The organism is Plantactinospora sp. KLBMP9567 (genome assembly GCF_033446045.1).
Lineage (GTDB): Bacteria > Actinomycetota > Actinomycetes > Mycobacteriales > Micromonosporaceae > Plantactinospora.
On sequence record NZ_JAWQRR010000045.1, the window covers coordinates 21,652 to 40,997 of the forward strand.

Annotated in this window: 13 protein-coding genes; 5 read left to right on the forward strand and 8 right to left on the reverse strand. The window is 70.6% G+C overall.

Features of this window, described 5'->3' with window-relative positions:
• Nucleotides 1-141 precede the first annotated feature (141 nt).
• The 3 genes from R6Y94_RS34080 (at nt 142) to R6Y94_RS34090 (ending at nt 1,804) form a co-directional block, all read left to right on the forward strand.
• Nucleotides 142-498 carry a VOC family protein gene (locus tag R6Y94_RS34080; protein WP_318400385.1) on the forward strand — a complete coding sequence of 119 codons (357 nt, stop codon included), beginning with the start codon at nt 142-144 and terminating at the stop codon, nt 496-498.
• 121 nt (nt 499-619) lie between these two features.
• Nucleotides 620-1,306, forward strand: coding sequence for a glyoxalase (locus tag R6Y94_RS34085; protein WP_318400387.1), 687 nt, complete (start codon nt 620-622; stop codon nt 1,304-1,306).
• 48 nt (nt 1,307-1,354) lie between these two features.
• Entirely contained in the window at nt 1,355-1,804 is a 450-nt protein-coding gene (locus R6Y94_RS34090) for a DUF1801 domain-containing protein (protein WP_318400388.1), read from the forward strand.
• Between the two features lie 118 nt (nt 1,805-1,922).
• On the opposite strand, the gene R6Y94_RS34095 is transcribed toward R6Y94_RS34090, so the two are convergent.
• Together R6Y94_RS34095 and R6Y94_RS34100 are read right to left on the reverse strand one after the other, a co-directional pair.
• Nucleotides 1,923-2,885: an ABC transporter permease subunit gene (locus R6Y94_RS34095; protein WP_318400390.1), complete on the reverse strand. Its 963-nt coding sequence runs from the start codon at nt 2,883-2,885 to the stop codon at nt 1,923-1,925.
• Between the two features lie 5 nt (nt 2,886-2,890).
• Nucleotides 2,891-3,778: an ABC transporter ATP-binding protein gene (locus tag R6Y94_RS34100; protein WP_318400391.1), complete on the reverse strand. Its 888-nt coding sequence runs from the start codon at nt 3,776-3,778 to the stop codon at nt 2,891-2,893.
• A 118-nt stretch (nt 3,779-3,896) separates the two neighbouring features.
• On the opposite strand from R6Y94_RS34100, the gene R6Y94_RS34105 reads away from it, so the two are divergent.
• Entirely contained in the window at nt 3,897-4,391 is a 495-nt protein-coding gene (locus R6Y94_RS34105) for a hypothetical protein (protein WP_318400393.1), read from the forward strand.
• 267 nt (nt 4,392-4,658) lie between these two features.
• Nucleotides 4,659-6,797, forward strand: a complete 2,139-nt coding sequence (locus tag R6Y94_RS34110; protein ID WP_318400395.1) for a sialate O-acetylesterase — start codon at nt 4,659-4,661, stop codon at nt 6,795-6,797.
• Nucleotides 6,798-6,879: 82 nt separating this feature from the next.
• Here the strand turns inward: R6Y94_RS34110 and R6Y94_RS34115 are convergent, their stop codons facing one another.
• From R6Y94_RS34115 to R6Y94_RS34140, 6 genes are all read right to left on the reverse strand, one after another.
• Nucleotides 6,880-9,054 carry a DUF6351 family protein gene (locus R6Y94_RS34115; RefSeq protein ID WP_318400396.1) on the reverse strand — a complete coding sequence of 725 codons (2,175 nt, stop codon included), beginning with the start codon at nt 9,052-9,054 and terminating at the stop codon, nt 6,880-6,882.
• A 15-nt stretch (nt 9,055-9,069) separates the two neighbouring features.
• Nucleotides 9,070-12,810, reverse strand: coding sequence for a glycosyl hydrolase (locus tag R6Y94_RS34120; RefSeq protein ID WP_412102950.1), 3,741 nt, complete (start codon nt 12,808-12,810; stop codon nt 9,070-9,072).
• A 14-nt stretch (nt 12,811-12,824) separates the two neighbouring features.
• Entirely contained in the window at nt 12,825-14,843 is a 2,019-nt protein-coding gene (locus R6Y94_RS34125) for a sialidase family protein (RefSeq protein WP_318400399.1), read from the reverse strand.
• A gap of 71 nt (nt 14,844-14,914) precedes the next feature.
• Nucleotides 14,915-16,909 (reverse strand): sialidase family protein, encoded by a 1,995-nt coding sequence (locus R6Y94_RS34130; RefSeq protein WP_318400401.1) that lies wholly within the window; start codon nt 16,907-16,909, stop codon nt 14,915-14,917.
• 50 nt (nt 16,910-16,959) lie between these two features.
• Entirely contained in the window at nt 16,960-18,411 is a 1,452-nt protein-coding gene (locus R6Y94_RS34135) for a sulfatase-like hydrolase/transferase (RefSeq protein ID WP_318400403.1), read from the reverse strand.
• Nucleotides 18,411-19,343, reverse strand: coding sequence for a dihydrodipicolinate synthase family protein (locus tag R6Y94_RS34140; protein ID WP_318400405.1), 933 nt, complete (start codon nt 19,341-19,343; stop codon nt 18,411-18,413). The genes R6Y94_RS34135 and R6Y94_RS34140 overlap by 1 nt, the downstream gene beginning before the upstream one ends.
• Nucleotides 19,344-19,346: the final 3 nt, after the last annotated feature.

Sequence of the window (19,346 nt, forward strand, 5' to 3'; positions counted from 1 at the left end):
CCATTCTGTCGTAGGCCCCTCCGTGGTCCGGTTCCGTGGTCGCTCCGTGATCAGCACGGATCCGGGCCGGACGTGCCGGCGGACATGCTGTGCACACGTACCGACCGGGCCGACGGCGGCCCGCGACCTGAAGGAGTAACCATGGCTGGCTCTTCCACCCAGGGAATCAAGACCGTGCTGCATCCAGTGTCGGATCTGGCGAGGGCCAAGGCGGTGTACGCGGCCCTGCTGGGCGTGCCGCCCGCGAACGATTCGTCCTACTACGTCGGCTTCGACGCCGGGGGTCAGCACATCGGGCTGGTGCCGGGCGGTGGACCACAGGGGATGACCTCGCTGGTGGCCTACTGGCACGTTCCGGACATCGAGGCGAAACTGGCCGAGCTGAGCGCCGCTGGCGCCACCGTGACCGAGCCCGCGCACGACGTCGGTGGCGGACGTCTGGTGGCGACCGTCACCGACCCCGACGGCAACGTCCTGGGGCTGATCCAGGACCGGTGAGCGGCCGCTTCCACGCCGGCCGTCATCGAGAGCAGCCCGGCGGGATCTCGCCGGCAACGAACGACCCCTGTCACCTCCGTGGCCCGATAGCCACAATCCGACCTCATGGAAGGGACCTGCCATGTCCCGCATCGAATGTGTCACGCTCGAAGTGCCCGATCCCACAGCCGCCGATGCGTTCTACACCGCGGCCTTCGATTTGGGCGCCCGAGTGCGCGTACGCCCCGCACCGGCGCCCACGACCGGCTTTCGCGGGTTCGCCATGTCGCTCGTGGTGTCCCAGCCGGGCACTGTGGACAGCTTCTTCGGCACCGCCCTCGACGGCGGAGCGACAACACTGAAGCCGGCCGCGAAGGGGTTCTGGGGCTACGGCGGGGCGCTACGGGATCCGTACGGCACGATTTGGAAGATCGCGACGTCATCGAAGAAGGACACCGGGCCGGCCAGCCGGCACATCGACGAGATCGTGCTTCTGCTGGGAGTGGCCGACGTTGCCGCGACCAAACGGTTCTACGTCGAGCGCGGCCTGCCCGTGGCCAAGAGCTTTGGCCGCAAGTACGTCGAGTTCGCCACCACGAACATCAAGCTGGCGCTCTACGGCCGCCGTGCCGCTGCCAAGGACGCAGGCGTCTCTCCCGACGGCACCGGATCACACCGGCTCGTCATCGGCAGCAGTGCCGGAACCTTCACCGACCCGGACGGTTTCGAATGGGAGGCCGCCTCAGCCCCGATCGGGCAGTACGGCGAGGCCAGCCCTGCCGATCTGACCGTACGGGGCGGTGGCCTCGACTCGGACAGCGGGCGGTAAAGCCGATCCGGACGAATACGGGTGTCAAGACACAGAGAAGGAGAAGTCATGAGCACCGAAAACAGCAATTGCAAGGGTTTCACCGCCGAGGAACGTGCGGCGATGAAGGAGCACGCTCAAGAGCAGAAGAAGGCGGCGCGCCGTGGCCCGCGTGCGGACAAGGCGGCGGAGGCAGGGCAGGACCTGCTCGCGAAAATCGCCGAGTTGCAGGATTCGGACCAGATCATGGCCGAGCGCGTACATGCCATCATCACAGCCAGCGCCCCGGCCCTCGCCCCGACGCTCTGGTACGGGATGCCCGCCTACGCACTTGACGGCAAAATCGTCTGCCACTTCCAGCCCGCGGCGAAGTTCAAGACTCGCTACGCGACGTTGGGATTCAGTGACCAGGCAAAGCTGGACGAGGGCGAAATGTGGCCGGCCGCTTTCGCCCTGACCGAGGTGACCGCCGAGGTGGAGGCGCGGATCGGTGCGCTCGTGAAGCAGGCGGTGGGCTGAGGCGCGCCCCGGTGCGACAACCTCGCACCTGGGGCGACCCTCGATCCAGGTAGTTCTCCGGCGGTCGATGTTCCGGCCTCCCGGGGAGGTTGAAAAAGGATGATTGGTGGACACCGCCCTAGCTGACCCGGCGCTGAACGCGCCACAGGCCGACCACTGCGAGCAGCGTGCTGAGCCCGAGATACAGCGCCAGTTCGATCCATTGGAACGGCCAGAAGCGCCGGTTGGGCTGATAGGTAAGCTCTACGTGGAGGTTGAGTTTGCCGAGACACACCGCTGTGTCACCGAATCTGCCGCTGGCGCCGGTCTTCGGGGCGTTGTCCAAACATTCGTTGAAGGCGGCGTCGGACAGTTGCCGGCCCTCAGGCGTCAATAGCGCACTGGTATCCGTGACCCAGGCGTCCGGTATCTGCAGTCCTCCGACGACCGGCTTGCCGGTAATGCTGCCCAGCGACCGGGCCTGGTTGATGGCGTCGGCACTCATCGAGACGGTGGCACGCTCGGCGGGCAGGTAGTGCGGTCGCAGCAGATTCGGTACGGCGAACTGCACCGCGATCACGGCCAGGAACACCATCGCCATCGCCGGTAGGGTGCGGCGGACCAGCAGCCCGGTGACGGCCCCGAAGGTGAAGCCGAAGGCGGCGTACCCGATGGGCGCGACGACGCGTGCGCCGAACAGGAGTGCGCTGAACCGGTCGCCCGCCACCTGGTCGACCGGGGCCGCCGCCCAGGTCAACAGCGCGCTGAGCGTACCGGCGACGGCGGTGCTGGCAAGGGCGAGCACCGCCAGCTTGACGGCGAGCCAGCGGCGGCGGGACACACTCTGGTTCCACACCAGTCGATGGGTGCCGCTCTCTAGTTCCCGGGCGATGAGCGGCGCACCCCAGAACGCTCCGATGAGCGCGGGTACCAGGCCGAAACCGGCGGCGAGGAACAGCATCGTCTGCCCGTACTGGCTCGGGAGCTGGGATGGTTCGCGCGCGGCACGGATGTCCGCGCCGAGTTTGAGCAGGTAGGTGGCGGCCAGGACCAACAGGATCGCTCCGGCGAGCGCCTGGATGCGGAACTGCCGCAGGCTCATCCGGATCATCGCGCCACCGCCGCAGCACCGCGGGGCGCGGCAACCGTTGCGGCGGCCCGCGACATGTAGGCGAGGACCAGTTCCTCCAGCGTAATCGGCTCGGCGTCCCGCGCCGCCGCGCTGTGCCGTACCGCTGTGTCGTCTCGGACCAGGGCGTGGCCGTGCTCCGCCCAGATGACCTCGACCCCGGTGGGCGTCGTGGCCAAATCGCCGGTGATCCTGTGGTGCGAGGCGAGCAGGTTCCGTACCGGGCCGGCGACCTGAACGCGGGAGTCGCAGAGCACGACGAGGTAGTCACAGACCTGCTCGACATCGCTCAACAGGTGCGACGAGAGTACGGCACTGGCCCCCAACTCACCGACGAACTCCACGAGGCTGCGCATGAAGTCCTTACGGGCCAAGGGATCCAACGCGGCGGCGGGCTCGTCGAAGATGAGCACCTCGGGTCGCTTCGCCGCGGCGATGGTCATCGCGAGCTGCGCGCGCTGGCCGCCGGAGAGCCGGCCTGCCTTCTGCGCGGGGTCCAGGCCGACCTGGGTGATCCGTCGCCTGGCAAGCGCCGGGTCCCAGGACGGGTTCAGCCAGGCACCCATCTTCAGGTGGTCGGCGACGCTGAATGAGGCGTACACCGGGGTGTCCTGGGCAACGAACCCGACCCGGGCCAGGTGCGCCGCGTTGGCTGCCGGCCGGGACCCGAGGACGGACAACGTACCCGAGGTCGGCCGGATCAGGCCGCAGGCCAGTTGCAGGAGCGTTGACTTGCCGGCGCCGTTCGGGCCGACCAGCCCGACGATATGCCCGCGCGGGATTCTCAGGTCGCAGTTGGTCAGTGCGGTGCGGCGGCCGTACCGTTTGGTCAGCCGGTCGGCGCGCAGCACGAGTGGAGTTTCCATGGGCCCATCCTGGGAACGGCGGGCCGGGCCGGGCATCGGTCCGAAGAAGGGTTCGGTACCCGGCCGACCCTACTTTCGGCCGGTTCGGGTGGGCCGGTGACTTCCTAGCGTTCTCGGCATGGACACGACACACCGAACGGCAACGAACGCCATGCTGGGGCTGGTCTTCGTCGCCGGGCTCGGGCTAACGGCGCACCTGATCGCGGACAGTTGGGGCGGGCTGTACTGGCTGTTCGACTGCGTGGCCGGGATGGCGGTAGGGGCACTCGCGCTGCTGCGCGGGCCGCAGCGGACCTGGCCGGTGGCGGGCGGGCTCGCGGTCGCGGCGGTGGCCGTCGTGGTGGCCCGGGTCGCGGACCTGCCGCAGGAGCCGGGACCGGCCACCGCACTGGCCCTGGCGGTACTCGTCGGGTCCGGGCTCCGCACGTTGCCGGGACCGCGTGCCGCAGCCGTCGCGGCGGGCGGGCTCGCGGTGGTGGTGGGTACCTGGCTGAGCGCGCTTCCGGACGCGGCGGGCCTCACCGTGGTGACCGTCGTGAACGCCGTCACCTGGCTGGTTGCCATGGCGCTCGGGATCACTCTGCGAGTGGTTGGACGAGCCTCCGTAAGGTGACCGGGGTGAGCATCTGGGACCGGCTGTCCGGGGTCGCGGCCACGCCGTGCCGGATGGACTTTCCGAGCCGAGCCGTCCAGCGCGGAACCGTGGACCGATCATCGCTTGCAGATCACCATTCGCCGCACAGCGCCGGCACTCATCTGTTTCTTCCTGGTTACGCGGATAGCGTGGCGTCATCGACCGGAGCCGCCGGCGGGCCGGCCGCTCCGCCCGGGGCGCGGGGCGGTGCAGCCACCCGGGATCGAATCCCATGGAGGAGGGCCCATGCCGCGACGTCGGCTCGACACCCGCCTGCTAGCCAGCGGATGCGCTGCCCTGGCGTTCGGCACGGCAACCGTTTCCGCCATCGGCGTCGCCTCCGCTGAACCAACAGCCAGCGACGGCTGGTCCACGTCCTGCGATGCCGAGGCCACGGGCTACCGGCCGGTGCGAGGGCTCGACCTGCCCACCGCCGCGAACTGGCGGGACACCACGCCGCCGTACACATTCGATGAGACCGCAACCGTCGCCGGCGGTTTCGACCGGATCGGCTACTGCCTGGAGCTCAGCACCGAGGCGGGTACGACCTGGGTGTGGACGTCGATGGAGGCGCTGAGCGGCAACCCCGATGACGTCGGCCTGCCGACCCGGATGGAGCAGTCACGGCACCAGTTCGTCGACGACCTGACGGTCGCCTCCAACGTGCCCGGCGTGCCGGAGGTCGACGGCGGTTCCGGCTGGGTCGAGATGTGGCCCAACCAGTACGACGCGACGGGCTCCCGGCAGGTACCGGGAGCGTCCGAAACCGTTCACGATGCCGACGACGCGGTCCTGTGGGCGAACGGGTACGGCTCGTTCCAGGTGCACGTGTTCGCCGACGCCGACGACGCCCGTGGCCCGCGGGCCGCGGGCGCTGCCACCGCGACTCCGGTGCTGGCCGTCAACGCCTTCACCACCGCCGGCCCGCAGACGATGGACGTCGGCATCGGCGCCGACACGGTCGGAAACCCCGACTGGACGTTCGCCCAGAACGCTGTCGACTACACCGCTCGGCGGCTCACCTTCTACGCCCGGCCCTCGCTGGCCCGGGTGGACGCCGCCCCGATCTCGCGGCAGGTGGTCCCCCGCCCGGGCCGATCCGCCACCGAGGTGTCGGTGCCGGTCACCGGGGTAGCGCTCGACCCGTACGTCACCGCGGTCGAGCTGCGAACCACCCGCGACGGCCACCAGACGACCCGCCGAGCCACCGTGTCACCGGCGGCGCCACGGTTCTCGTTCACCGTATCGCTGCCGGTGGCGCGGACGTCGACCGATCTGGAACTTGTCGCGCGTACCTCCGACGGCGGTAGGCACCGCATCGGCCGCGCGGTCGACGTCGTCGCCGGTGACGTCATCGTGGTACAGGGACAGTCGAATGCGCAGGCCGGCCAGCAGCCGAACTCGACGTCGTCGGAAGCGGACCGGTCCCGCTGGGTCCGTACCTTCGGCACCTCCAACAACAACAACCCACGGCTGGCGGCCGCCATCGGCGGCTGGACCTACGCCATGGGCGACAACATCCAGCGGGTCGCGGCGATCGGCCAGTGGGCGGTCAGGATGGGACGGCTGATGTCGGCCGAGCTCGGCGTCCCGATCGCCATCGTCAACGGTGCTCGTGGTGGCCAACCGATCAGCTACTTCGCCCGCAACGACAGCGCGCCCACCGATGGTGCGACCAGCTACGGGATGCTGCTGCAACGCCTCACCCGGGCCGGCCTGACCGGGCCGAGTGCCATCGACGTCATGCTGTGGTATCAGGGTGAGGCCGACCGCGACAACGCCGAGGTTCACGTCGCCGGGTTCACCGAGCTGGTCGCGGACTGGCGCCAGGACTACGGCGCCGGGCTGCCGGTCTACGTCCACCAGGTCCGTAACTCCCCATGCGACCAGGCGGTCCCGGTGGCGCTGCGAGACGCGCAACGGCGGCTGCCGGACACCATCGACAACCTGCGGGTGTTGTCGACGACCGGCCTCAACGGCCACGACGGCTGTCACTTCGACTACCTCGACGGCTACCGCACCCTCGGTGACCACAATGCGGCAATGCTCCTCGACGACCTGTACCGTCCGGGTGCCCCGAAGGTGGCGCCGCCGAACCCCAGAGCGGCTCACCGGGTCGACGACCGCCCCAACCAGTTGGTGGTGAAGCTCCGCTCCCCCGCCGTCCGGCTGACCGTCGAGGATGGCGCCGCCGCGGACTTCCAGGTGCCGGGCGCAGTGGTGGAATCCGTGCGCTGGCAACGCGGCCGTGGCCTGGTGCTGACGCTCGACCGGCCGGTACCCGCCGGCGCGACGGTGGCGTACCTCGCCCACCGGCGCGCCGGCCCCCGGGTCATCGACGCCCGCGGTATGGGTCTGCTCGCCTTCCGGATCCCCGTCGAATAAGCACGGCGTCCTGTAGATCGTCGGCGGCGGCGCTGTACCGGTGGACGAACACACGTGTGCGGGGCCCGGAGCGCACCCCAGCTCAGTCGAACGACAGCCAGGTATCGCGCAACGGCCACTGCCCGACTCCGGGCTTCGCCCAGTCACACACGCCGGACGGGAAGATCTGCAACAGTCGACGGCGCTCGGCCGGGTTGAAGGCGACCCCATAGTCGCTCCACTCGATGGCCTTGCGGTGGCAGGTCACGACGTCGTCGGTCAGCGGAGCGCCGGCCACCAGCCGTGGGGTGGAGTAGGCGGGGTAAACCTGCCCGCACTCCCCGGCATTGTCCGCGGTGAGCCGTTGAACGATCTTGCGAGGCGTGTCGTCACGGCTCCAGCAGGTGTCGGTGAGATCAGCCGGCTTGTTCCGCACCACCTTCTGGTGCGCCGGTAGCCGCGCGTCGTCGCCCACGAGTGCGGTCAGCCACTCCTCCATGCTCGTCAGGGCGTACCGCAGGGTTGGACTGGTCAGGCTGAACCCGCCGAAACGGCTGTCCTCCACGAGGAAGACCTGGTTGTCCGCGTCGCCGTTCGCCGCCTCCAGTCGCGCCCTGGTGGCGTAGCCGTGCGTCATCATGTGGATGTCGCCGTTCGTGGCGTCTTCGGAGTACGACCGGTAGTCGATGATCGGTGTGCCGGCGAGGCCCGCCCCGCCGAAGAGGATACGCCCGGTGCGGTAGGCGGCGTTCCTCGCGATCGGGTCCGCCGTGCTGCGCCGCCGCACCGGCTTGGCGTCGAGGTCCAGGCCCCCGATGCCCTCGTTGAGGTCGAGGAACTGCGCGGTGGTGATCGCGCCCGAGTTCAGCGCGGCCAGCCCGTACTGCACGCCCACGTTGTCCAGCGGCCGCCGGGCGAATCCGGTGGCCGGATCACGTCCGTAGACGTTGGCGGTGTGGTCGTACACGTCCGCGCGCGCCCCGCCGGGGTTGGCCTGCGGGTGGTAGCGCAGCTCCGCCGGCAACTCGGCGGGGAACTCGGCGACCGGGTCGAGCCGTTTCGCCCCGTCGCTGAGGTTGCGAATGCTCTCCCACCGCAGGAAGCCGGCGACCTGGCGCTGCTCCTCCCGGCTGAACGCGCCCGGCGCGACCTCGGTGAAATAGTGCTCAAGCAGCCGGGCGTCGAACAGCGTGATGTTCGTCGCGGACGCGACGTCGGGAAACGTCCGCCCGACCACGATGCCGTCCAGCAGGCCTGGGTAGTTGTCCGCGATCTGGTGAGCCTGGTAGGAGCCTCCCGAAGAACCCCAGCCGATGGTGAACAGCGGATCGCCGTAGTGCTCGACGAACCGTTCCTTGACCATCATCATCGTCTCGGCCGCGAGCAGGTCGTTGCAGTTGTTGCCGAAGACGTTCAGCGAGGCCGACGCGACCGCGTAGCCGCGACCGAGCATCTGCGGGTCCAGGACACCGCCGGTTGCGGTGCCCTGGGTGTACCAGCCGCGCCGGCAGCCGCCGCCGAATGTGTAGATGAGCCGGTCGTTCCAGCCGGGACTGTGCCGGTAGAACGTGGGTTGTTCCGTTGCCGGGTCGTGCAGCATGGAGATCTGGTAGATCGACCGGTTGAGCGTGCCGGTCTCGATCCGGATGAGGAACGGGACCGTCTCGCCGACGACGGTCGTCGTCCAGGCGAGGTCGTCGGGTCGGACCGTCGGATCCGGCAGTGGCCTTGTCCGGCCGGCGGTCGATCGGTACGCGTAGTCGACCCGAGTGGCCGCCGAGCAGTCGGCGTCGAGCGGATCACCGAGCGTGCCGCCGTCGACCAGCCGGAACAGCGCCGTGGTGCAGGCGTACGGTGATTCCTGCGGACCACTGATCACCGGTCCGGTGGCCGGATGGTTTGTCATGACGAGTTGGTCGCGCAGTGGCCCGACGGTCGCGACGAGGCGATTGTGCCCTGGGCGGAGCCGATCGACCAGGCCGGTGAGAGCGTGTGCGTTCGCGTCGGCCCGGAAGGAACCGGTGATGTCCGCGCCGTTCAGCGTGAGCCGTACCCTGTCCAACGGCTTGTCCCGCGGCACCGTCGCGGTGACGAGCACGTCGTCCGCCGTCACCAGTTCGGGCCGGGCCGACAGCGCCACCAGTCGCAGGCTGTCGTCGCCGGCCGCCGTTGCCGGTGCGCCTTGAGATGCGACCAGCGTGGCCGCGGCGACAGCGGTCAGGGCCGTGACCGCGGCGAGGACGGATCGTGGCCGGCAGTGCCGAGTGACAGGACGCATCGCAGGTATCCGTTCTCACGCGCCGACGGAGTAGACGGCGAACTCGGCCAGTTGGGTGTTGTGGCCCGGCGAAGTGGGGTACCACCCCTCGGTGATGCGCAGCCGCACGTAACGCGCTGCTGTCGGCCTGACCGCCGTGCGGGTCGCCGCATTCCGGGCGTCGTCCGCGACCGACAGCACGGTCGTCCACCGCGCGCCGTCCAGAGACGTCTGCACGTCGTACGACCGCGGGGCCCAGTTCTCCCGACCGCTCAACCCCACCGCACGCACCACCGTGGCCAGTCCGAGGTCGACGCCGATGACCTCCGGGGTCTCAGGCGTCGGGGCCTGTCCGGGCGTGTGACCGCCGGACACCCAGTACGTCGACGCCAGCCCGTCGGTCAGGAACGAAGGCGGATGCTGGTACTGGTAGCTCGACGCGAAAACGCGTGGATACGGGCTGCCCGTCGCGTTGAGCGCCAGGTTGTCGGAGTGTCGAAGCGTGACCTGCGCCTGCCCGCTCGCCCCGTTGGCCGCCTCCGCGTCGATGACGAGGACCGACGAGCCGGACCCGCGCTGACCGCTCAGCCGTACCAGCACCGTCGCCGACGACCGTCCGGGAATCCGCAGCGCCGGCCGGTCCAACGCTGCCTCGACGCCGTCGTCGGTCGTCACGTCGAGTGACACCGACACCGGTTTCGGGGAGTTGTTGGCGACACGGACCCGCGCCTGGTTGGTGCCGCCGGCGGCCAGCGGCAGCTCCCGCTCCAGGGCCTCCACCGCCAGGGTCGGCTGCCGGGCCTCGCGCGGCGTCAGGCGTACCGGCCCGAACAACCCGTAGTCCATGCGTGCCCGGCCGGCCGCGCCGGTGCCGGGTGCGACCCGGACGGCGTTGACGAGGGTCGACGCGACGCGCACCGTCAGGGTGTTTTCACCGGCCCGCAGATGGCGACCCACCTCGATATGCCCGAGGTCCTGCGGACTGCGCGCCGGGACGCGGGTGCCGTTCAGTGTCACGGTGACGGTGTCGACGGCGGTTCCCAGGTCCAGGTACGCCGTGCGGACCCCGTCCCACGAGTCGTCGAGGCTGAACGTCGAGGTGTACGTGCCGACCCCGGACACGTCGCCGAGGTCGACGTCGTATCCGTTCGCCGGCGTGATCGCCGACCACGGCGGCAACGCTCCCCGCTCGCCGGCGACCGGTTCGACGGCCGGAAGAGTGGTCTTGGCCGTGTCACCGGGCAGCCCCGACTCACCCCGGGACCAGCTCTCCACCTGGAGAGTCCAATCGTCGAGAAGCACGGTGCCCAACCCGGAGTTGCGGGCGACGGTCGGACCGTGCCCCACCGCGGCCGACCACCGGAACGTCTCGTCGTGGCGCGTCGACAGCGCGATGACCGCGGTATCGGAGGCCGCCAGGGCGACGTCGACGACCACGCCGTGCGGTGTCCGCCGGTAGTCGGCGAGCGGGGTGATCTCGCCGGTCCAGGTGTCCAGTTTGTACGGTCGCCCCTCACCCGTGAGCGTCAGTCGCTGTTCGGTCGCCCACGACCGCTGGTTGAACAGGTAGTAGTAGTCGGTGGTCGGGTCGGAGCGGCGGACACTCAACACGTCGGCGGACGGCGTGGCGTGCGCGGCGGCCGGCGCTATCCCGAGCCGGGCGAGCAGGGCCGGCACGGCGGCGAGGTCGGCGACCCGGTGCACGCCGCGCCGGGCGGCCAGCTGGGCGATCAGGCGACGCAGCTCGGCATCCCGTGCCGCGTGTGAGAGGCCCGGAGTCGACGAGGGCAGCTTGCCGACGAAGACGACCGGCAGCCCGTCCCGGGCCAGTTCGAGCAACCGGCGCGCGGTGTCCACCGCCATCGTCGTCTGATCCGCGAGGACGATCGCCTGGTACGCGCCGGACTCCGGGAACAGCCGCTCGTCCGACACCTTCGCCGAAGGCATCCGCAGGTGCGCCGGGCTGAGGTACTCGTAGGTGTAGCCCCGTTCGGCCAGCGGCGAGTCGCTCTCCAGGAGGGTACCCGGTCCGGTGAGCGTGGTGGCCGGTGATCGCAGGCCGAAGTCCTGTAGGTACAGGGCCACGTCGAAGGTCGGCTTACCCTGCCGAAGCACCAGTTGCAGCCGGGCGAGGTGGTCGTTGATCGCCCGGTAGTCCGGCCAGTTGGGGCCGCCCTTGGCACCCCACGCCTCGGCGAACGAGGTGTTGCCCCCGTACGACATGCCCGGCCACACCGCCTGGTCGGACGTCCCCTCTCCCTTGGTCAGGTACGGGTAGCCGTGCCACACCAACTGCGTCACGCCACCGGCGTACCCGCGGTACACCGAGCGCAGGTTGCCCGGCTCCCGCCAGCCGCCGGCGGTCGACGCCCAGACGTCGGCCCGCGCCGCGCAACACTCGCTGGACACCACCGGGGTGCCGTTCACGTGCGCGCCGACCGACACCAACCGGTAGGGCTCGATGTTGTCGTAGAAGACCAGCGACTCGCCCTCGGGCACGTCGACATGGGTGGCGGCCTGTGGCGTGTCGACGGGCCCGCCGTACGGCTGGCTCCGCAGCGCCATGCCGCGCTCGTTCGCCCATCGGCGTAACGGCACGAGCCGGGAGGCGATGTACAGGTCGTTCCAGGTCTGCCGGTAGTCGGTCCGGATACGTGCGCCGCTGCCGTCGGTGAAGTCGAAGAACGGTGCCGTGGTGAGGCCCCCGGCTCCGGCGTCGGCGAGCGCCGGGAGTACCGGGATCGGCGAGTAGCCGCGACGCCGCTCCCACTGGTCGGCGAAGTCCCACGTCCACTTCTGCGAGTCCCCGAGCTCGAGCGAGTCCTCGAAGAGGTCGACGCTGCCAACGGCGTCGAGCGCCTCCCGCACCGGCGGGGTGAGGATCGACGAGTCGTAGAACTCGGTTGTCGCCCGGACCCCCGCTGCGCTGAGGTGGTCGAGGAAGTAGTTCGGCTTGGTCGTGGTGAAGTTGTTGCGAAGCTGGCCGTCGCCGGTCTGGAAGAAGCCGATCAGCACATAGGTGTCGCCGGCGTCGCCGGGCACGTCGAGGCTCAGCGTTCCGTCGTCGCCGACGCTGCCGGTGAGGTCCCGCACACTGTCGCGGTGGAGCATCCGCGGACCGCTGCCCTGGCGGTCGCAGGCCGGGTCCGCGCATCGGGCGAGCAGCACGGCGACCGGGGTGCGCCGGGCACCGACCGGGGGTTGCGGGCGGTAGTTGGTCGGCAGGTCCCCGCCGTATCTCGTACCGCCCTTGACGAAGGTGTGCGAGAACACCAACTGTTGCGACGCGCGCGGATCGTTGACGTCGGTCACCGTGGGTACGATCGCCGGCCACCGTGGACTGATGGTGAAGTCCAGGGCCAGGTCGAGCTGGCCGGCGGTCTCCAGCATGCCCTGGACCTTCCGGGCCCAGAGTGGCGAGCCCCAGCCGTACTCCGCAAGGAACTCGGGGTCGAAGGCCCGCGGGCCGACGGCGGTGGTCGTGGCGACCTCCGCGCCGCCGGCGCCGACGGCCTTCATGTCGGCGAGCTCCGCGCGAAGCTGCTCGTCCTCCGTGAAAGCCATCGGCATCCACCAGCGATACTTCGGACGCACTGTCGAGGGGGGATCGGCGAATGTCCCGGCGGTCAGCCTGGGGGCGGAGCCGGCAGGCGCCGCCGACGCCGGCGCGGCGTGCGAGCCCGACGCGGCAGTCGGTGCGATCGCGACAGGGGGGCCGGCGAGCGCCGCCGCGAGGAGCGGTACAGCGACGAGGCGGCAGCGACGCTTACGGGACATTGCCAGTCTCCGATCTACTTGCCGGCCGGGACGAGGGCGTTCATCGGCAGGCGGGCGGTGAGGCCCGGGATGGCGGCCGTGTTACTGGTGCGCAGCCGGAACACCTCGGTCGTGGTCAGCGCGCGGTCGTAGACGCGGAACTCGTCCATGCTGCCGTGGAACCGGTTCGCCCCGTCGAGCCGCTGCCCCAGGTAGATGGGCGTGGGATCGTCGCCGTGGACCGCACCGGCGGCACCGGCGGCGGCGCCGACCCGGACACCGTCCACGAACAACGCCAGATTGCCCGCCTGACGACGCAGCACGACGTGGTGCCAGGCACCATCGGCGTACGCGCGGGCGGAGGTGACGCTCGCCGAACCCGTGCCGGTGGTCACCGTGCCACGGATCCGGTTGTTGCCAGGTTCGGCCCGCAGCCACACCTCGGGTGCGCCGTTGATGCCGTACGCCCAGAACAGCGCCTGGTCCCTGCCGGTCTCGCCGTACCTGATCCACGTCGACACGGTGAAGTCACCAGTGCCCAGCACCGGTGCGGTCCGGAAGGGCAACTGCACCCGGCCGCGCTCCCCGTCGAAGCGGAACGCCCGGCCGTACCGGCCGGCGGTGGTGGTGACGCCGTCGAACACCAGCGCCGACCGGCCCGGCACGTCCGAAGTGGTGGCCGGGGTGTGCAGGTCGCGGTCGTCGAGCCGGACGAAGGCGATCTCCGAGCGGTAGTCGGTGGCGCCGCGCTCGTAGAGCAGCCCGATGTCCCCGCCCGGCAGCTCCACCATGTCGGAGTAGCCGCCGTAGCAGGCGCACTCCTGCACCGTGGCGTCGCGGTCATTGGTCCCGTAGACCTGGAGGCCCTCGTCGGTCGCGTCGAGCGGGGTGTCGACGGACTGCCAGCTCAGCCCCTCGTCGAACGACGACCGGACGGTCGGGCGGATCCGCGGCTCCACGTTCACCGACGGCGCCATGGTCAGGATCAGGTTGTACGCGTCACCCTCGTCGGTGGCGCGCAGCCGCAGCGACGACGACTGGATGTTCGGCGCCTCGAACCCGGGCAGCAGCCTGAAGTCGCCGTGGTAGGTCGCCCCGCCGTCCTTGCTCGTCGCGACCGCCCGGTGTGGACGGACGTTCGGGTCGGCCTCCTCCTCGGGAGTGCCACCGACCCAGTTCTGCCGGGCCCACACCATGACGTCGCCGTTGGCCAGCTCCACCAGGCTGAGTTCCTGCGGGATCAGCCGGCGGTCGGCCGGGTAGTGCGCCCGGGCGCCCCGGTGCCAGGTGATGCCGGCGTCGTCGCTGTAGACGAGCATGGCGCCGAACCCCCCGCCGTCGTAGTTGACGCCCGCGACCAGCCGGCCGGCGTGCGCGCCACGGGTGAGCTGGATGGCGTGCACCGGTCCGGTCGCGTAGTGGCCCCAGGACGGGTCGTCCAGCTCGGTCAGCGGGCGCGGTGCACCCCAGGTCACCCCGTTGTCGTCGCTGTGCAGCACGTACGGGGTGCGCGGCGCGGTCCGGTGGTTGCTGCCGGGAGTGGCCGGGTCCACCGGGTTGTGCGTGCCCAGCAGCACGACCCGGCCGTCCGGCGCGCCGGCGGCCGGCGCGCCGGGCAGTCGCCGGTACACCACCGGGCCGGGGTTGCCGCGGGTTGCCGGCGCCACCGGGTCGCCCGGTTCGCCCCGTACCACCGTCTGCACCGGCAGCCATTGGGTGGCACCGGCGGGCAGCCGCCGGACCACCGTCTCGATGTTGGACTTGTCGGCACACGTGTGGAACCGGTGCTCGGCGAAGGCCAGCAACGAACCGTCCGCCGCTCGGACGATCGACGGAATCCGGTAGCACCCGGACGGGACGTTCGGGCTGGAGTACAGCACGGTGGTCGTCGCCGCGAACGGGTCGACCGCCGCGGCAGTGACGTCCGCCGCCGCGGTGACGTCCGCCGCCGCGCTCTGGACCGGTACCAGCGCCGCCGCCACGCTGACTCCGACGGCGAGCAGCGCCGCCCGGTATCTGGGTTTGCGATGGGCGTGCCTGCTACGGACAATCACGGTCGTCACTCCTCTTTCTCGGGGGGAACGAGGGCTTCTCGGGAAGACGAGAGTTCGCGTGGAGACGAGGATCAGCCGCCCGATGGGATGACGGCGTTCATCGGCAGGTGTGCGGTGCGGCCGGGAATGCCGTTGGTATTGCTGATCCGCAGCCAGGTCAGCTCGACCGTGCTCAGCGCGCGGTCGTAGATCCGGAACTCGTCCATCCGGCCGTGGAACCGGTTCGCCCCGTCGGGGCGCTGCCCGAGGTATATCGGTGTCGGGTCGCCGCCGTGGACGGCACCGGCGGCGCCGGAGCCGGAGTCGACCCGCACGCCGTCGACGAACAGGGCGACAGTGCCGCGCTGCCGGCGCAGCGCCACGTGATGCCACCGACCGTCGGCGTACGCGCCGTCGGACGTGACGGCCACCGATCCGGCAACGGTGGTCACCATGCCACGGATGCGGTCACTGCCCGGCTCGGCCCGCAACCACACCTGCGGCTCGCCGTCCTGGCCGTACGCCCAGAAGATGGCCTGGTCCCTGGTGTCGTCGTCGTACCTGACCCAGGTCGACACCGTGAAGTCGCCCGAGCCCAGCACCGGCGTGGTCCGGTACGGCAACTGGATTCGGCCCCGCTGCCCGTCGAACGCCAGCGCCCGGCCGTACACCCCATGGGTGGTGGTGACGCCGTCGAACACCAGTGCCGACCGCCCCCGGACGTCCACGGTGGTTGACGGGGTGTGCAGGTCGCGGTCGTTGAGCCGGACGAAGGCGATCTCCGAGCGGTAGTCGGTGGTACCGCGCTCGTAGAGCAACCCGACCTCACCGCCCGGCAGTTCCACCATGTCGGAATAGCCGCCGTAGCAGGCGCACTCCTCGACCGGGACGCTCCGATCGTTGGTGCCGTACACCTGCACACCTTCGTCGGTGGAGTGCAGTGGGGTGTCCACGCCCTGCCAGGTACGGCCCTCGTCGAACGAGGCCCGGACCGTCGGCCGGATCCGCGGCTCCTGGTTCACCGACGGCGCGGAGACGAGGATCCGGTCGTACGCGTCGCCCTCGTCGGTCGCGTCCGTCCGCAACGACGCCGACTGGATCGGCGGCGCCTCGAATCCGGGTAGGTTGGTGTAGCCGCTGTGGTAGGTCTCGCCGCCGTCCTTGCTGATCGCGATCGACCGGTGCGGCACCACGTTGGGGTCGGCCAGCTCCTCCGGGGTTCCCCTGTTGGTGTTCTGCCGGCCCCACACGAGAATGTCGCCGTTGGCGAGCTCGACCAGGCTCAGCTCCCCGACGTTCTGCTGGGCGGCGGGCGGGTACTCGACCTGGGCTCCCTTGTGCCAGGTGGTGCCGCCGTCGTCGCTGTAGGCAATCATGAGGCCGAACATCGAGCCGACGCGGTAGTTGACGCCGATCGCCAGCCGGCCCGCGTGCGCCCCACGGGTGAGCTGGATGCCGTGCACCGGTGCGGTCTGCATGTGGCCCCAGGACGGGTCGTCGAGTTCCTCGTACAGGCTGCGCGCCGGGCTCCAGGTCACCCCGTTGTCGTCGCTGTGCAGCAGGTACGGGGTGCGCGGGTAGCCCTCGTGGTTCTTGCCGGGGGTGGCCGGATCCACCGGATTGTGGGTACTCATCATCACGATCCGGCCGTCCGGGGCGCTGGTGGCCGGCGCGCCGGGCAGCTTCCGGTACACCACCGGTCCCGGGTTGCCCCACGTCGCCGGGCTCTCCAAGGTAGATCCCAGCACGGTCTCCGCCGGCAGCCACTGCGTGGCCCCGGCCGGCAGTCGGCGGACCACCAGGTCCATGTGGGACTTGTCGGCGCAGGTGTGGATCCGGCGCTCGGCGAAGGCCAGCAACGAGCCGTCCACCGCGCGCACGATGGCCGGGATCCGGTAGCACCCGGCCGGCACGTACGGGGTGGAGAACAGCACGGCGGTCTTCGCCTCCAACGGGTCGGTCGCCGCGACGGTGGCATCGGCCGCCGCCCGGACCGGTGTCAGTGCCGCCGCCGCGGTCATCCCGACGGCGAGCAGCGCCGCCCGGTATCGGGGTCTGCGAAGCAGGCGCCTGCGATGGATGGTCACGATCGTCACTCTCCTCGTGGGGGGATGAGGGTGGTCGTGCGGATCGAGCGTCAGGGACGGTGCCGTGCGACCTCGGCCGCGAACAGTTCCTGCCGGGCGGCACGGTCGTCGCCGGTGACCCGGCGGTGGGACGGAGCGGCAGGGTCCACATAGGTCGGTGGGGTGGCATCGTGCAGCGCCCACCGCGCCACGGCGTCGCGCATCCGCCGGAGCGCGTCGGCATGGACCGGGTCATCGACGAGATTGGCCAGCTCGTGCGGATCGGTGGCCAGGTCGAACAGGGCTTCCCCGGCGGCGTCGGACCACAGCAGCTTGTACCGCCCGGCGCGGGCCATCCCCGCGGCCTCCTGCCGGCGGTCCTCGGCGAAGACGCAGTCGTGCCCGGCAGCCGGATCGGTCAGGTCCTGGCCGGGCAGCGGCGTCGCCGGTGACACTCCGCAGGTCGCCAGGACCGTCGGGGCGACGTCGATCAGCGAGACCAGCCCGTCGGCGGTCTCGCCGCCGCGCTGGCTCCCTGGGAACTTGACCAGGAGCGGCACTTTCACCACCGGGTCGTACATCGGCCCGTCCTTGAGCAGCAGGTGGTGGAAGCCCAGGTACTCGCCGTGGTCCGCCGTGAAGATAATCAACGTGTCGTCGTAGAGCCCGCGTTGTCGCAGCGTGTCGAGCAGGAGTCCGACCTGGTGGTCCAGGTGCGAAATGGTGGCGTAGTAGTGCGCCATCACCCGCCGCAACAGCGGCAGGGTCAGCGGCTCAAAGTCGAAGTACCGCTGCCGGTACCGCTCGTCAGCGGGCGGGATCTCGTCCGTCCAACCTGGCAACGTCGTCAACGCCGCCGGGTCGTACATCGCGTCCCAGCCGGCGGGCGGGTCGAACGGGTGGTGTGGCTTGATGAACGACACGTGCAGGAGGTCGCCACCGCCGCCGGACCAGCCGGCCACGGCCTTCCGCGCCCGCTCGCCGATCCAGGTGGTGGAGTGCCACTCCTCCGGCAGGTCCGACCGGCCGCTGCCGTATGTCTCCCAGTACGACCGCGGTGCCGTCGCGCGGAACTCCTGCTCCTGGTCGACGAGATCGGTCACCGGTGCCAGCCCGGCCGACGCCAGTTCCCGGTGATAGTCGTCGTCGTACCGGCCGGGCCCGTCCTGCTCCGCCAGTTCGAGATGGTCGTATCCCACGTCGAGGTACGTCGGCGTGAAGTGCATCTTGCCGACCGCCGCCGTCCGGTACCCGGCCCGGCGCAGCGCCCGGGGAAAGGTGTCGATGCCGGGCGCGAGCGTGCACCGGTTCGTCCAGCCGGCATGCTGGCGGACGTGCAGGCCGGACAGCAGCGAGTACCGGGACGGGGTGCAGACCGGGAACGGGCAGTACGCGTTGCGGTAGCGGACCCCGTCACCGGCCAGCCGATCCAGGTGCGGGGTACGCACGTCCGGGTTGCCGGCCGCGCCGAGGCAGTCCGCGCGGAACTGGTCCGCCTGGATCACCAGTACGTTCGGCGCCATCAGCGGCCGCCGTCGACGCCGAACCCGAGCCGGGCCACCTCGGCTCGCAGCACGGCCATCTGCTCCGCGCCGAGTGACGGCAGCGGAGGCCGGCACGGTCCACAGTCGACGCCGAACACCGAGCCCAACGCCTTGAAACCGGTCAGCTCGCCGCCCGACCGCGCGGCCGCGTCGATGACCTGCTGCGCCCGGAGCTGATACTCCTGCGCCTTGGCCAACTCGCCGCGGGCCGCGTGGTCGAGCATCTGCCGGAAGAGTGGACCGGCGAAGTTGTACACCGAGCCGATCGCGGCCCGTGCCCCCCACTGCCAGGCGGCGAGCACCAGCTTGGCGACACCGACGAAGACCTCCTGCTCGCCGGCCAGGTGCAGGCAGCGCTGCAGGTCCACCATGTCGTTGGCAGCGAACTTGACACCGGCGAACGACGGAATCCTTTCCCGCGCCGCCAGCAGCACGTCGCTGGCCCGCAGGTGCACGCCGGTGATCGAGGGGATGTGGTAGTAGGTGAACGGCAGTGTCGGTGCGGCGTCGGCGATGGCTGCGCACGCGTCCACCAGCGCGTCCACCGTCTCCGGGCGGTGGAAGTACGGAGGGACCGCGGAGATCGCTTTCGCCCCCACCTGCTCGGCGTGGCCGGCGAGCTGGCGTGCCTCGGTGAGGCTGGCGTGTCCGACGTGGACGATGACGTCCAGCCGGCCGGCCGCGACCTCGCACCACCGCTCGACCAGCGCCATCCGCTCGGCCGTCGACAGCGCCGCGCCCTCACCGGCGGTACCGCCGACGAAAGCCGCCGGTGACCCCCATGCCAGTAGCGCGTCCGCCTGCTTCGCGACGGTGTCCAGGGCCAGCTCGCCGGCCTCGTCGAACGGCGTGAACACGGCGGTCAACAGCGCCATGCCCGGTCCGGTGGTGGAGTAGCGCAACCCTGTCATGGG

Excerpts from the sequence above, each read along its gene's own strand:
- R6Y94_RS34080 (WP_318400385.1), top strand. The coding sequence starts at position 142 with ATGGCTGGCTCTTCCACCCAGGGAATCAAGACCGTGCTGCATCCAGTG.
- R6Y94_RS34095 (WP_318400390.1), bottom strand. The coding sequence starts at position 2,885 with ATGAGCCTGCGGCAGTTCCGCATCCAGGCGCTCGCCGGAGCGATCCTG.
- R6Y94_RS34120 (WP_412102950.1), bottom strand. The coding sequence starts at position 12,810 with ATGTCCCGTAAGCGTCGCTGCCGCCTCGTCGCTGTACCGCTCCTCGCG.
- R6Y94_RS34105 (WP_318400393.1), top strand. The coding sequence starts at position 3,897 with ATGGACACGACACACCGAACGGCAACGAACGCCATGCTGGGGCTGGTC.
- R6Y94_RS34085 (WP_318400387.1), top strand. The coding sequence starts at position 620 with ATGTCCCGCATCGAATGTGTCACGCTCGAAGTGCCCGATCCCACAGCC.
- R6Y94_RS34090 (WP_318400388.1), top strand. The coding sequence starts at position 1,355 with ATGAGCACCGAAAACAGCAATTGCAAGGGTTTCACCGCCGAGGAACGT.
- R6Y94_RS34110 (WP_318400395.1), top strand. The coding sequence starts at position 4,659 with ATGCCGCGACGTCGGCTCGACACCCGCCTGCTAGCCAGCGGATGCGCT.
- R6Y94_RS34115 (WP_318400396.1), bottom strand. The coding sequence starts at position 9,054 with ATGCGTCCTGTCACTCGGCACTGCCGGCCACGATCCGTCCTCGCCGCG.
- R6Y94_RS34140 (WP_318400405.1), bottom strand. The coding sequence starts at position 19,343 with ATGACAGGGTTGCGCTACTCCACCACCGGACCGGGCATGGCGCTGTTG.
- R6Y94_RS34100 (WP_318400391.1), bottom strand. The coding sequence starts at position 3,778 with ATGGAAACTCCACTCGTGCTGCGCGCCGACCGGCTGACCAAACGGTAC.
- R6Y94_RS34135 (WP_318400403.1), bottom strand. The coding sequence starts at position 18,411 with ATGGCGCCGAACGTACTGGTGATCCAGGCGGACCAGTTCCGCGCGGAC.